Genomic DNA, 11940 nt, shown 5'->3' on the forward strand with positions numbered 1-11940 from the left:
CGGTGGATGGACTGCTACTCGTGCCGCCAGGACGGACAGGCGGCCGCGCCGCCGCGCGAGCGCATCGCCGCCGACGAGCACTGGCGGGCCGCCCACTGCTTCGACACGAGCCTGCCGGGCTGGCTGGTGCTGGTGCCCCGCCGGCACGTGACGACGGTCGCCGACCTGACCGACGCGGAGGCGGCGGGACTCGGGCTCTGGCAGGTCCGGCTGTCGCGGGCGCTGACGGCGGTGACCGGCTGCGTGAAGACCTACGTGGTGCAGTTCGCCGAGAAGGAGGGCTTCGCCCACGTGCACTTCCACATCGTGCCGCGGATGCCCGACCAGCCCGACGACCGCCGCGGCCCGGGCGTCTTCGGCTACCTGGGCGTGCCCGAGGGGGAGCGGGTCAGCGAGCGGCGGCGGGACGAACTCGCCGCGGCGCTGCGGGCCCACCTTTAGCCGATCCGCTCCAGCTCGTTGGTGTAGTCGCCGTCGGGGCCGTACTGGATGAGCTTCGTCGCCTCGCACACGTACCGCTCGGGCTTCACGGCGAGCGTGCCCTTGCCGCTGTTGTTGCGCTTGCCGTTGCGGTCGATGACCCAGCTGATCTCGCCCGAAAGTCCACTGAGGACGACCGCGCCGTCGAGGATGCGGTAGTTGCCGGTGACCACGCCGCGGAACGTCTCGGTCCAGCTCGCCCCGTCGAACGTGGCCTTGTAAGGCTGCGAGGCGTTGGCGTCGTAGGACATGCGCCCGGCGCCGTCGAACTCCTGCACGATGCCGGCGCCCCCGCTGAACTGCTGCCGCTTCGAGCCGTTGTTGACGTGGATCTCGCTGCTCGTCTGCCGCCACCGCCCGACCAGGCACGGGTCCAGCCCGGCCGCCACGCTCACGGTCGGCGACGGCGACACCGACGGAGACGGGGACGCCGAGGGCGTTGGCAGGACCACCGGAAGCGCGGCGGCCCGCACCCCGTCCGGCCGCTGCGACCACGCATAGGCACCGCCACCACCGGCGAGCAGGAGCAGCACCGCGGCGCCACCGGCCAGCAGCAGCCGTCCTTTGTCGCGTTTTCGCTGATGTACCGGCGGAGCCGGCTGGACACCCGTTGCCCCCGCGACGCCGGAAGTCTGGATCGCGGCCTGCTCTGCCCACCCAGCAGCCGCTCCGGTCCCCGCGCCGCCGGCGCCACGTTCGACCGGTACGGGCACTGCCGGCGTGACGGGTACGGGTGCTGCCGCTGTGACGGGTACGGGCGCTGTCGTGGCCGGTTGGTCGAAGCCGCGCAGGCTTCCCTCCGCCACCGCCAGCTCCGGCTGGTCCACCACCACCGGCGCGATCCCCAGCGCCTGGTCCAGGGCGGCCGCCACGGCAGGCATCCGGCTCGACCCGCCCGCCAGGAACACCGCCGCCAACGACGAGATCGGCTGCCCCGCGACGGCGAGCACCTCCACGCTCGTGCCGACGGTCCGCCGCAGCACCGGCTCCGCCAGCCGCCCGAGGGTGTCCCGGTCCAGCGGCACCTCCACGTTGAACAGCGGCAGGTGCACCAGCGTCGACGGCAGCCGCGACAGCATCTCCTTCGCCGTCCGCACGTTGTCCCACACCTGCTGCGTCACGCGCCGGTCGAGGGCGTCCTTGGGGTTGGCGAGGCGCGGCCAGTACCCCTGCGGATCCGGCACGACGTCCCGCAGGTGCGCGAAGACCGCCGCGTCGACGTCGAGGCCACCGGTGTCGTCCAGCCCGAGCGTCGCGAGCAGCTCGAACCCGCCCTCCGTGCGCCGCACCACCGACGCGTCGAACGTGCCGGCGCCGAAGTCGTACACGAGCGCCGTGCCGCCCACGGGCACCCGGTGCCCCGCCACGTCGGCGAAGTAGTGCGCCGCCGCGACGGGCTCAGCAACCAGCCGCGCCCCCGCCGGCGCCGCGCCGAGCAGCACCTGCCGCCGCCGCTCACCCCACGCCGCGGGGCACGTGACCACGACGTCGGTCAGCGGCCCGCCCGACATCCCCGCCGCCTCCGCGACCGCCCGGTCCAGCACCGCCTCGAACAGCCGCGTGACGGGCACCTCCGCGTCGCCGAGCAGCACCGACGCCTCGTCGACGCGGCGCTTCGGGTTGGGCTCCAGCCTGCCCGGGCTCGCCATCCCCAGGTGCAGCGCGTCCCGTCCCACGACCAGCCCGCCGCCCTCGTCCAGGCACACCGCCGACGGCATCAGCGGCGATCCGTCGAAGAGCAGCGGCCGCGGCTCCCGGCCGTCCACCGCCAGCACCGCCACCGTCGTCGACGTCCCGAAGTCGATCCCCAACCGCGTCACGCCCCACACGGTACTGATCGCCGTCACCGTCTCGGCAACGCCCGTGATCCCGTGCGGTTCCGGACAACCGTTCGGGATCACGGAAATCCGGCAACCGGCCCGCTTCGGCGTGGCGCCACGCCGGACGGTCGCGCGGGCCGGTCCGGGCGGGGCATGCTGGAGCGCATGACGGAGCCGGACGCCCCCAGTACCGCACGAATGATCGACTACTGGCTCGGCGGCAGCGACCACCTGCCGGTCGACGTCGCCGCCGCGCAGGCGTTCGAGTCCGCGTACGGGCCGTGCGCCGACATCTTCCGCTCGCTGCGCGCGTTCTCCGGCCGGGCGGTGCGCCACCTCGCCGCCGAAGGCATCGACCGGTTCCTCGTCTTCGGCGCAGGCATCCCCACCCGTGGCAACGTCCACGAGAGCGCCCCCGGCGCCCGCGTCCTCTACACCGACATCGACCCGCACATCGTCGCCGCCGGCGGCAGCCTCGTCGCCGGGCTCCCGGACGTCGGCTACACGCTCGGCGACGCCACGGATCTCGACGGCATCGACCCCGACGCCCGCGCCCGGGTGCTCGACGGCAGCCCGGTCGCCCTGGTGTTCCTGGGCCTGGCCGCGTTCCTCGACGACGCGACCCTGGCCCGCGCCCTAGACGCGATGCACGACGCCGTCCCGGACGGCAGCCGCCTCGCGTTCGACTTCGACAGCACCGAGCTCGAGTCGTTCCCGCAGGCCCTGGCGATGATGGGCCCCGGCTTCCACATGCGCGCCCCCGCCCGCTTCGCCGACCTGCTGGGCCCCTGGAGCACCACATCCGACGGCATCGTGCCCGTCGCCCTGTGGCGCCCCGACGGCGACCCCGAACAGGTCCCCGACGCCTTCTGGGGCGGCCTGGCCACCAAGCCCTGACGCCTCGTCGTCCGCCCCTTCGGTGGGGCTCTCGATACTGACGGCGGCCTCGGACCGCTCCCGCGTCCGGTGCGCCCCGCGTCCGGTGTGTCCGTCGTCCGTCGTCCCGCGTCCGGCGCGCGCACCGCTCCTCGCGTCCGGCGCCCCGTACTCGCGCCCCGCACCCGTACCCCGCGCCCCGTGCCCCCGCGCCCGCCGCCCGTGCCCCCGCGCCCGCCGCCCGTGCCCCCGCGCCCGCGCCCGTGCCCCTCGCCAGGCGCCGCTCCCTGCTCTCTGTTCCCCGCACCGGGCGCTGCTCCCCGCCCCCAGTGCCAGGTGACGGCGACGGGCAACGGCGACGGGCGCTGCAGGACTGCACACAACCTGCAAACGCGACAGCCGTACAAGCGGCGCTGGCTCCCTTAGAGTGACCGCCATGGATGCGGTGGTGGTGCCGTTCGCCGGGGAAGGATCCGGGAGCGGAGAACTGTCGTGGGGCCAGCTCGACGTGTGGCTGAAGATGCGCCGGCTCGGGCGGTCGTTCGCGATGGGCGGGGCGCGGCCGCTGCCGCCCGGCGCGACGGTCGAGGACGTCGCCGGTGAGCTCGCCTACCTCATGGGGCGCTACCAGTCGATGCGCACCCGCTTCATTCCAACCGTCGATGGATTGCCGCGGCAGGTGGTGCACGAAAGCGGCACGATCGACCTGGAGGTCGTCGACGGCGACGCGGAAGCCGTCGCCCAGCGGTTCCGGACGACGCCCTTCGACTACGAGCACGGGTGGCCGGTGCGGATGGCGGCCGTCGTCGACGGGGACCGGTGCACCCATGCGGTCCTGGTCATGTCGCACCTGGTCTTCGACGGTGCGGGCGCGGTCGTGATGATGGCCGAGACCGCCGCCCGCACCCCGCTGCCCGTGCGGGGCGCCGCGCCGCTCGAACAGGCACGCCAGCAGGCGCTTCCGGCGGCGCGCCGGCACAACCAGGCCGCCCTACGCCACTGGGAGACGCGGCTGCGGGAGATCCCCGTGCCCGTCGTGGCGCCGTCGCGGGACGTGCGCAGCCCCCGCTACCACCAGGGCGTCTACCGCACGACGGCGCTCCCGGCGGCGCTGCTCGCCGTGGCGGAGGAGCACGGCACCGACACGGCCGCCGTGCTGCTGGCCGTGTTCGCGACGGCGTTCGCGGCGGTGACCGGCGTGGTCGTGCTGCCGCTGCGGCTGATGGCGAGCAACCGCTTCCGCGCCGAGCTCGACGGCAGCGTCAGCCCCGTGTCGCAGAACGGCCTGTGCGTCCTCGACACGACCGGCGACCTCGGGACCGTCGTGCGCAGGGCCCGCGGCGCGGCGATGGCGGCGTACAAGTACGCGTACTACGACCGGCGCGACCTCGAGGCCCGCATCGCCGCCGTCGCCGCCGACCGGGGCGCCGGGGTGGACCTGGACGTGAACTACAACGACCGCCGGTTCGGCGGCTCGCTGCGGCCCGTCACGCCGCCGGCCGGCCCGGACGGCGAGTTCGCGTGGGTCAGCGCGCACGACGACCCACAGTCCGGCTTCTTCCTCAACGTCGACGGGTCCGACGAAGTGCTGGAGCTGACGATGTACGTCGACAGCCACTTCCTCGCCCCGTCCGACGCCGCCAGAATCCTGCACGAGATGGAATCGGTGGCGTCCCGCGCCGGGGACCGTGCCGCGGGCGCTGTCGGCATTGCGGCAGTAGGGCCCTGACCTGGGCGTTGTGGTGCGGACACCACAACGCGCCTGGTCCTGCCACGACTGACCGGCCCAGCCGCTGCCCGCATCCTGGTCCGCATGTCAAGCCTGAACTCCGGCGCCGGCCTCGCGCGGCTCACCGGTTGCATCCTGACGCTCGTCGCCTTCGTCACCGCGGGCGTCTCCGCCCTCCTCTTCGTCACGCTGCCCGCCGCACCCACCAGCGACGACCTGATCGCGGCCGCGGCGGTCGCCGGGGTCACCGTCGTGCTGTTCGCCGTCGGGGTGCCGCTGTTCGTCGTCGGCGCGCGGCGCTTCGCCCGGCAGCGGCGCGTGCTGCGGACCGGCACGCCCTGCCTCGCCACCGTCACCGCCGCCCACAACGTGACCAACGCCGAGAACGACGACCCGGTCGCCCGCATCACCCTCGCCGTCCCGGTCCCCGGCGGCACCGCGACCGCCGTCGTCCGGCAGGTCGTCCCGCAGCGGCTGCGCCGGACCGTCAGGCCCGGCGCCGTGCTGCCCGTCCGCGTCGACCCGGCCGACCCGGCGTTCGCCGTCATCGACTGGGAGCACGCCCAGCAGCGGCACCGCATCGCCGACGACGCCGCGGCCCACGTCGCCGTCGACGTCGCCGCGGGGCTGCTGTTCTAACGACGGCGGCGTACGACCGCGACCGCCTGTCGCTTTCCTGCCCGCCGTCGTCTCCGACACCGGCCAGCCCAAGCTATCGCCGGCCACGACGGCGGCGCACGACCAGGCGACCGGCAGCCACGCGCCACGGCCCCTCGTCAGCGGCAACGACTGCAGGGGTCGTGAGGACCGGCACCCGATGGACGTCAGGTGCGGACGGCGGGCTCCGCCGGGACCGGTGCCGGGGTGCGTGGCCGGCTGATCGTGCCGCGGGCGCCGAACACCACCCGCAGGATCGTGCCGGGGGTGAGCAGCGACGTCGGCGGCGCGACGAGGTTGAGCACCCGCAGGAACGCGGCACCGAGGTTCGCGTCGCGGGTCGCCGCCCGGTGCAGCCGGTGCACGAACGCGTTGACGAACCGGACCTTGAGCGTCCGCCGCCCCGGCACCTCGGCGAAGCGCAGGTCGGTGCCGACCGCGATCGACCACGGTCCGTCGACGATGCGGGCGGCCTGCCGGAAGAACCGCCGCGCGAGCCCGGCGGTGCGGCCGCCGGACGCGTTGAGCAGGCGCCGCAGCAGGAGCGCCTCCAGCGCCGCGACCGTCATGCCCTGGCCGTAGATCGGGTTGAAGCTGCACAGCGCGTCGGCGACGACGAGGTAGCCCTCCGGGAAGCGCCGCAGCCGCTCGTACCGGCGCCGGACGCTGGCCGGATAGCGCATCGTCACCGGATCGCCGGCCGGCACCGCGCACCGGATGATCGTCGCCAGGTGCGGCGCGGCGAGGCTGTCGGCGAACGCGGCCATCCCGGCGTCGTCGGTCGGCGGGCGCTCGCCGAGCATGCCGTTGAGCGCGACGGCGACGAGCCCGTCCTCCTGCGTCGCGGCGATGCCGGACCGCGGCGCGCCGGGCACCGCGTTGGTCAGCACCCCGGACATCCCGTCGAGGTGCTCGGGCTGGTACTCGTACCGCCGCGTCACGTACGTGACGTCGACCTGCACCCGCTCCTCGGCCGGCACCGGGAAGCCGGCCGCCGACAGCCACAGCGGCCCGCGCGACGCCCGGCCGCCGGCATCGACGACGAGGTCCGCGGCCAGCGTGCCGCCGGTGCTCAGGTGGACCCCGGTCACGGCGCTGCCGTCGGCGGACAGCACCAGGCCGGTCACGTCGGTCCGCGCCACCAGCCGCACGCCGGGCAGCGCGAGGACCCGCTCGCGGATGGTGTGCTCCAGCAGCGGCCGGCCGACCCCGGCGGCGACCAGGTCCGAAGGCGCCCGCCGCATCAGGTATCCGTCGTTGTACCAGTGGACCTGCCCGTGCAGGTCGACCATCGGCGCCCCGGCGTCGCGCAGCTGCGCGGACAGCCCGGGAAACAGCTCCTCCAGCGCGGTGCGCCCGCGGGCCAGCAGGACGTGCAGCTGATGGTCCTGCGGCACGCAGCGGCGGTGCGCCGGCGCCGCGCCGAGCGTGTCGCGGTCGAGCACCACGACCCGGCCGAAGTGCTCGCGGAGCACCCGCGCGGCGAGCAGCCCGCCGATGCTGGCCCCGATGACGACCGCCGTCGTGTCCCCTGTCACACCCAGCAGCCTATGGATCACACACGGTCGATGTCGTCTCCGTGGTTGCGGTCTGCGGCGCTCAGGCTCCCGGCGGGGGCGGCCAGGCGAGGGCCCGCAGCGCCGAGGGCTCGCCGTTGACGACGTCACGGTCATGGCTGTGCCGCTCGTCCGGGTCCCCTGGCCGGTACTGCCACAGCGCGAACGTCGTCCAGCCGGCGGGCAGTTTCGGCGGCTTCGCGGTGTACCCGGCGATGTCCAGCGGATGGTCGCCGAACGACGCGTCGTTACCCGTGCACGGGTTCCACCAGTTGGTGTTCGTGTAGATCATCGGCTTGCGGCCGACGCCCCGTTCGATCCGGTCGACGAACGCGTGGATCCAGGCCCGCATCTGCGCCGGCGTGAGCCCGTAGCAGGCGTCGGTGCGCACTCCCGCGTACGGCCACTCCAGGTCGACGAACGGCACCAGCGTCCGCGCGTCGCGGGTGAACCGGGCGTGCCGCAGGAAGTGCTCGGCCTGCCCGACGGGGTCACCCCGGTCCGGCCGCGCGTACACGTAGGCGCCGACGTACCGCCCGGCCCGCCGCGCCGCCGTGTAGTCCGCCGCGAAGTGCGGGTTGACGTACGTGCTGCCCTCGGTCGCCTTGATGTACACGAACGCGCTGCCGGCCGCGACCTCGGTCGGCCAGTGGATGCCGAACTGCCGGTGGTCGTGGCTGGAGATGTCGATCCCGCCGACCGGGTACCCCACCGGCCGCTCCGCCTGGATCGCCGCGACCGCCGCCAGCACGGGCGGGTCCGCCGGCGGGAGCGGCAGTAGCGGCGCCGATGCGACCGCCCACACCGGCGCGGTCACCAGCAGCGACCAGGCCGCCACGCCCCGCGGGTGCCGCCGGGTGAACCCGGCCGCGGCCCGCCACAGGCGCCGCGACGCCGGCACGAGGCCCGCGACGGTCGCACGGGTCAGACGCCACACCGTCCCCGGAGCCTTCGTCACCGCTCCAGTGTGCCCCGCCCCCGCCCACCCGGCCCGCCGCGCCGATCCACGCCCGCCCCGCCACGCCGCGATGTGCTATTGAGTCGGAGTGACAACTGGCTGGTACGGGCAATGATCACCGGGCACGACTCGCTGTTCGTGGCGGGCGGTCGCGTCGAGACGGGCGTCTGGGCGATGCTGCAGCGTCAGCACGCCCGGTGGCCCGAGATGCTGGTCGCGGTGGAGGGCCATCGGGAGGACGCGTTCGTGCCGTGGCCCGTCCCCCGCGAGGCGATGCCGTTTCGCGCCGGCTACCTGCTGGCGGCCCGGGACAAGGACATGCTGGATCGCTGGGACGACGAGGGCTACACGCTGATGGACGGTGTCGAGGGCCCGTTCCAGGTGGTCTACCAGCCGGCGACGGTGCCGGCCGTCCCGGTCGAGCTGCAAGGTGACCCGTACGACCGCAGCGGCGAATACCGGTTTGATCTTGATCCGTACCGGGCCACGCTGGTCACCGCCGGGCTGGCCCTCGTCACCCTCGTCACCCCAGACCTCGACAGCGCCTTCTCCCAGAGCCTCCTCGCCATGCTGGCCGAGGAACTGGCGCACGCGCAGGTCTGACCGGCAAGATGCCGCGCACCATCGCGGTCGTCCAGACGTGGAGCTTTCATGATCAGCATGTACTTCGAGGTTCCCGGGCCGGCGTCGCCGGGGTCCGTGACGTGGGAGCGGGCCGGTGGCCGTGATGCCGCGTCGCTCACGGACACCGACCTGCGGTACAGGCTCTTCCTGGTCCACGTCGAGTTCACGGTGGATGGCGTCGAGGTGCACCGGGTTCGTGGACACCGCGTACGCGCGCCTGGTCGCGGAGCACCCCGACCTGACGCGCAACGCGGTGATGCGACGGTTCGCGCCCGGCTGGAACTGAAGCGGGCGGTCCGGGCTACTTCGGGAGGCGGATGACGAGCTCGACGCGGCGGTTGAAGGCACGGCCGGCCGTGCTCGCGGAGCCGTCGGTGTTCTTCTCCTCGACGAGGGGCTGGGTGCTGCCGAGGCCGGCGGAGGTGACCGACGTGGCCGTGACGCCGTGGCTGGTGAGGTACGCGCGGACCGTCTCGGCGCGGCGCTGGGAGAGGGTCTGGTTGGCTGAGGCTGAGCCGGTGGCGTCGGTGTGGCCGCGGACCTGGATCGTGCCGTTCGGGTAGAGCTTGTTGATGACCTTGATGGTGTTGTCGAGGGTGTTGGTGCTGCCGATGTCGGCGCTGCCGGTCGCGAAGAGGGCGTCGCTGTTGAAGGTGACGATGTAGACGTGGACGCCTTCGGGGGTGCGGGCCTCCAGGATCGAGCCGGAGACGCCGGTGAGGTCGACGTCGGGGCCGGGCAGGCGGTACAGGGAGTCCTTCACGAGACGGGTGTCGTTCTCCGGGTCGTGGGCGTTGCCGATCTGGCACGGGATGCGCAGGACGAGGCCGGCGCCGAAGTCCTGGGTCGCGCAGGTCGGGTCCTTCTGGCCGTCGCCGTCGTAGTCGTCGAGGCCCGGCTGGGCGCCCGGCGGCAGCGACGCGGGCGGGTCCTCGGCGCCGGAGGACGCGGTGTCCTCGGTGGACGCGGGTGCGGCCGTGCCGGTGGTGGGGCTCGCGGCCGGTGTGCCGCCGGAGTCGCAGCCGGCGAGCAGCGCGCCGGCGAGCAGCAGCACGCCGGCGGCGGTGGCCGGCAGGAGCATGGCGGCGGCGGTGTGACGCCGGGCAGGTCTCATGGCGCGGAGCGTAGGCAGCCGGGAGGGGCGACGCTCGTCACCTGCGGGTAGCCGACACCCCGCGCGTCACTCAGTCGGGTGCCGGGAGGCATCCACCGTCGGCGATGCCGCCGCCCGCGTCGACGGTGGTGCGGGGCGGGCCGTGCTCGCCGAAGACGTACCCGAGGCCGGAGTTGCCGCAGAACAGCAGCCCACCGCCGGCGTTGGCGTCCAGCCGGCCGGGCTTATGGCTCTCCACCTCGGCCAGGCCGGCGCCGGTCAGCACTCCCTCGATCGACGGACCGTCGAAGCGGCCCTCGGCGCGCAGCCGGGCCAGTCCCGCCTTGACCTGCTCCACGCACGGTTGCAGCGCCGCCATGTACTGCGGAGGCAGCGCGCGGCGCTGCCGGAACGCGTTGTTGGCCTGGTCGTTGAGCCGGAACTGCTCCTCGGGATCCAGGGAGGCCGAAGCGGAAGGGACAGCAGACGGGACGGCGGACGAGGACGGGGCGGCAGCGGCGGAGGAGACCGGGGCGGCGCAGGCGGCGACGAACCGGCTCTGGGCCGGCCGGGGGGCCGACGGCGTCACCTGGCTTGCCGAGTCGGCGGTGCCCGATGCCGAGCAGCCCGCCGCGGCCAGCAGGACGGCGAGCGCGAGCGGTGCGAGTCCCCGTTGCACGGAGACGACACTATGCCACTTCCCGGGTGAGGCGCGCGGGCGATCGGCGCCGCCCGGCGGTTGGCGGGCTCGGCCATGGGTACGAACGGCGCTCTGACGAGAGGTGAGCACCATGCCGCACGACCGCATCGCCGAACTCATCGCCCCGCTGCGGGTCCGTCCCGGCTCGAAGGTGCGCCTGCCGAAGGACTTCGATCCCGGGTACACCGGCGACCTCATCGACAAGGCGGCCGGGACCGAACTGTTGCAGCGCGGCGTGGCCATGCTCGCCGACTTCCAGTCGCGGCTCGCCGCGCAGCACACCAACGGGCTGCTCGTGGTGCTGCAGGCGCTCGACGCGGCCGGCAAGGACGGCACGATCCGGCACGTGATGAGCGGCGTCAATCCGCAGGGCGTGCGGGTGCACAGCTTCAAGGTGCCGTCCGCGGAGGAGCTCGACCACGACTTCCTGTGGCGGTACGCGACCCGCCTCCCGGCCCGCGGCGAGATCGCCATCTTCAACCGGTCGCACTACGAGGAGGTCCTCGTGGTGCGGGTGCACCCCGAGCTGCTCGACCGCCAGCGGCTGCCGCCGCGGGCCCGCAACGGCTCGGTGTGGCGGCGCCGGTTCCAGGCCATCAACAACTTCGAGCGGCACCTCACCGACAACGGCTTCCAGATCGTGAAGCTGTTCCTCAACGTGTCCAAGGAGGAGCAGCGCAAGCGGCTGCTCGCCCGCATCGACCGCCCCGAGAAGAACTGGAAGTTCTCCGCCGCCGACCTCCACGAGCGCGGGTTCTGGCGCCGGTACCAGCAGGCCTACGCCGACATGCTGACCCACACCAGCACCGAGCACGCGCCGTGGCACGTGATCCCGGCCGACCACAAGTGGTTCTCCCGCATCGCCGCCGCGGCGGTCATCGTCAACGCGCTGGACGGGATCAACCCGCAGTACCCGGTCCTGGACACGCAGGCGCGCCGCGAACTCCAGGAAGTCCGCGGCGCGTTGGAAGAGGGATGAGATCAGGCCGTCTGGCGTGCGGCGGCGCCGTTGGAGCCGAGCAGCGACGCCTTGGCCCGCTCGTACTCGCGGTCGGTCAGCACGCCGCGCTGCCGCAGGTCGGCGAGCTTCGCGAGCTCGTCGGCGCTGGAGGCGACCCGTGGTGTCGTGGGAGTCTCAGCAGCGGCCTCACGCACGTACTGCCGGAACTGGGCCTCGTGCTGCTGTGCGCGCTGCACGGCCCGCTCGTTCATCGACCGACCCCGGGCGATCAGGTAGGTCAGTGCGCCGATCCACGGCAGCACGATCAGGAACACCGTCCAGGCCGCCTTGCCCCAGCCGGACACGGTCGGATCCCGGAAGAGATCGGTGATGATGCTGACCATCAGCCAGATCCAGGCGAACACGAGCATGAACCACAGGGTCGACAGCACGACTTCGCCGAACGAGACGTCCATTGCCTACCTCCGAAGGCCTCTCACCCGGGTG

General features: G+C 73.7%; 12 protein-coding genes. 6 read left to right on the forward strand and 6 right to left on the reverse strand.

Annotation, left to right across the window (positions count from 1 at the left end):
* The first annotated feature begins 6 nt into the window (after positions 1–6).
* Positions 7–441 carry an HIT family protein gene (locus ABZ321_RS16455; protein WP_354891713.1) on the forward strand — a complete coding sequence of 145 codons (435 nt, stop codon included), beginning with the start codon at positions 7–9 and terminating at the stop codon, positions 439–441.
* On the opposite strand, the gene ABZ321_RS16460 is transcribed toward ABZ321_RS16455, so the two are convergent.
* A complete protein-coding gene (locus ABZ321_RS16460; RefSeq protein WP_354891716.1) occupies positions 438–2300 on the reverse strand; it encodes an Hsp70 family protein in 1863 nt (620 codons plus the stop codon). The genes ABZ321_RS16455 and ABZ321_RS16460 overlap by 4 nt on opposite strands.
* Before the next feature lie 165 nt (positions 2301–2465).
* Between ABZ321_RS16460 and ABZ321_RS16465 the strand changes: the two genes are divergently transcribed.
* The 3 genes from ABZ321_RS16465 (at position 2466) to ABZ321_RS16475 (ending at position 5544) form a co-directional block, all read left to right on the forward strand.
* On the forward strand, positions 2466–3197 hold the full coding sequence (locus tag ABZ321_RS16465; RefSeq protein WP_354891719.1) for an SAM-dependent methyltransferase: 732 nt from the start codon (positions 2466–2468) through the stop codon (positions 3195–3197).
* 415 nt (positions 3198–3612) lie between these two features.
* Entirely contained in the window at positions 3613–4905 is a 1293-nt protein-coding gene (locus ABZ321_RS16470) for a condensation domain-containing protein (RefSeq protein WP_354891722.1), read from the forward strand.
* An 84-nt stretch (positions 4906–4989) separates the two neighbouring features.
* Positions 4990–5544 (forward strand): DUF3592 domain-containing protein, encoded by a 555-nt coding sequence (locus ABZ321_RS16475; RefSeq protein ID WP_354891725.1) that lies wholly within the window; start codon positions 4990–4992, stop codon positions 5542–5544.
* A gap of 185 nt (positions 5545–5729) precedes the next feature.
* On the opposite strand, the gene ABZ321_RS16480 is transcribed toward ABZ321_RS16475, so the two are convergent.
* A complete protein-coding gene (locus ABZ321_RS16480) occupies positions 5730–7100 on the reverse strand; it encodes a squalene monooxygenase (protein WP_354891728.1) in 1371 nt (456 codons plus the stop codon).
* 61 nt (positions 7101–7161) lie between these two features.
* Positions 7162–8076, reverse strand: a complete 915-nt coding sequence (locus ABZ321_RS16485; RefSeq protein ID WP_344509668.1) for a GH25 family lysozyme — start codon at positions 8074–8076, stop codon at positions 7162–7164.
* 111 nt (positions 8077–8187) lie between these two features.
* Between ABZ321_RS16485 and ABZ321_RS16490 the strand changes: the two genes are divergently transcribed.
* A complete protein-coding gene (locus ABZ321_RS16490) occupies positions 8188–8679 on the forward strand; it encodes a hypothetical protein (RefSeq protein ID WP_354891731.1) in 492 nt (163 codons plus the stop codon).
* A gap of 322 nt (positions 8680–9001) precedes the next feature.
* On the opposite strand, the gene ABZ321_RS16495 is transcribed toward ABZ321_RS16490, so the two are convergent.
* Both ABZ321_RS16495 and ABZ321_RS16500 read right to left on the reverse strand, forming a co-directional pair.
* Positions 9002–9814 (reverse strand): OmpA family protein, encoded by an 813-nt coding sequence (locus ABZ321_RS16495; protein ID WP_354891734.1) that lies wholly within the window; start codon positions 9812–9814, stop codon positions 9002–9004.
* A 70-nt stretch (positions 9815–9884) separates the two neighbouring features.
* Positions 9885–10472, reverse strand: a complete 588-nt coding sequence (locus ABZ321_RS16500; protein WP_354891737.1) for a hypothetical protein — start codon at positions 10470–10472, stop codon at positions 9885–9887.
* 112 nt (positions 10473–10584) lie between these two features.
* On the opposite strand from ABZ321_RS16500, the gene ABZ321_RS16505 reads away from it, so the two are divergent.
* Positions 10585–11472 (forward strand): polyphosphate kinase 2 family protein, encoded by an 888-nt coding sequence (locus ABZ321_RS16505; protein ID WP_344509678.1) that lies wholly within the window; start codon positions 10585–10587, stop codon positions 11470–11472.
* Positions 11473–11474: 2 nt separating this feature from the next.
* Here ABZ321_RS16505 and ABZ321_RS16510 read toward each other — a convergent pair whose 3' ends face one another.
* A complete protein-coding gene (locus ABZ321_RS16510) occupies positions 11475–11909 on the reverse strand; it encodes a PLDc N-terminal domain-containing protein (RefSeq protein WP_344509680.1) in 435 nt (144 codons plus the stop codon).
* Between the last annotated feature and the right edge of the window lie 31 nt (positions 11910–11940).

Origin of the sequence: Dactylosporangium sp. NPDC006015 (assembly GCF_040614215.1) — a bacterium.
Classification (GTDB): Bacteria; Actinomycetota; Actinomycetes; order Mycobacteriales; family Micromonosporaceae; genus Dactylosporangium; species Dactylosporangium maewongense.

Excerpts from the sequence above, each read along its gene's own strand:
- ABZ321_RS16490 (WP_354891731.1), top strand. The coding sequence starts at position 8,188 with ATGATCACCGGGCACGACTCGCTGTTCGTGGCGGGCGGTCGCGTCGAG.
- ABZ321_RS16470 (WP_354891722.1), top strand. The coding sequence starts at position 3,613 with ATGGATGCGGTGGTGGTGCCGTTCGCCGGGGAAGGATCCGGGAGCGGA.
- ABZ321_RS16510 (WP_344509680.1), bottom strand. The coding sequence starts at position 11,909 with ATGGACGTCTCGTTCGGCGAAGTCGTGCTGTCGACCCTGTGGTTCATG.
- ABZ321_RS16475 (WP_354891725.1), top strand. The coding sequence starts at position 4,990 with ATGTCAAGCCTGAACTCCGGCGCCGGCCTCGCGCGGCTCACCGGTTGC.
- ABZ321_RS16505 (WP_344509678.1), top strand. The coding sequence starts at position 10,585 with ATGCCGCACGACCGCATCGCCGAACTCATCGCCCCGCTGCGGGTCCGT.
- ABZ321_RS16495 (WP_354891734.1), bottom strand. The coding sequence starts at position 9,814 with ATGAGACCTGCCCGGCGTCACACCGCCGCCGCCATGCTCCTGCCGGCC.
- ABZ321_RS16465 (WP_354891719.1), top strand. The coding sequence starts at position 2,466 with ATGACGGAGCCGGACGCCCCCAGTACCGCACGAATGATCGACTACTGG.
- ABZ321_RS16455 (WP_354891713.1), top strand. The coding sequence starts at position 7 with ATGGACTGCTACTCGTGCCGCCAGGACGGACAGGCGGCCGCGCCGCCG.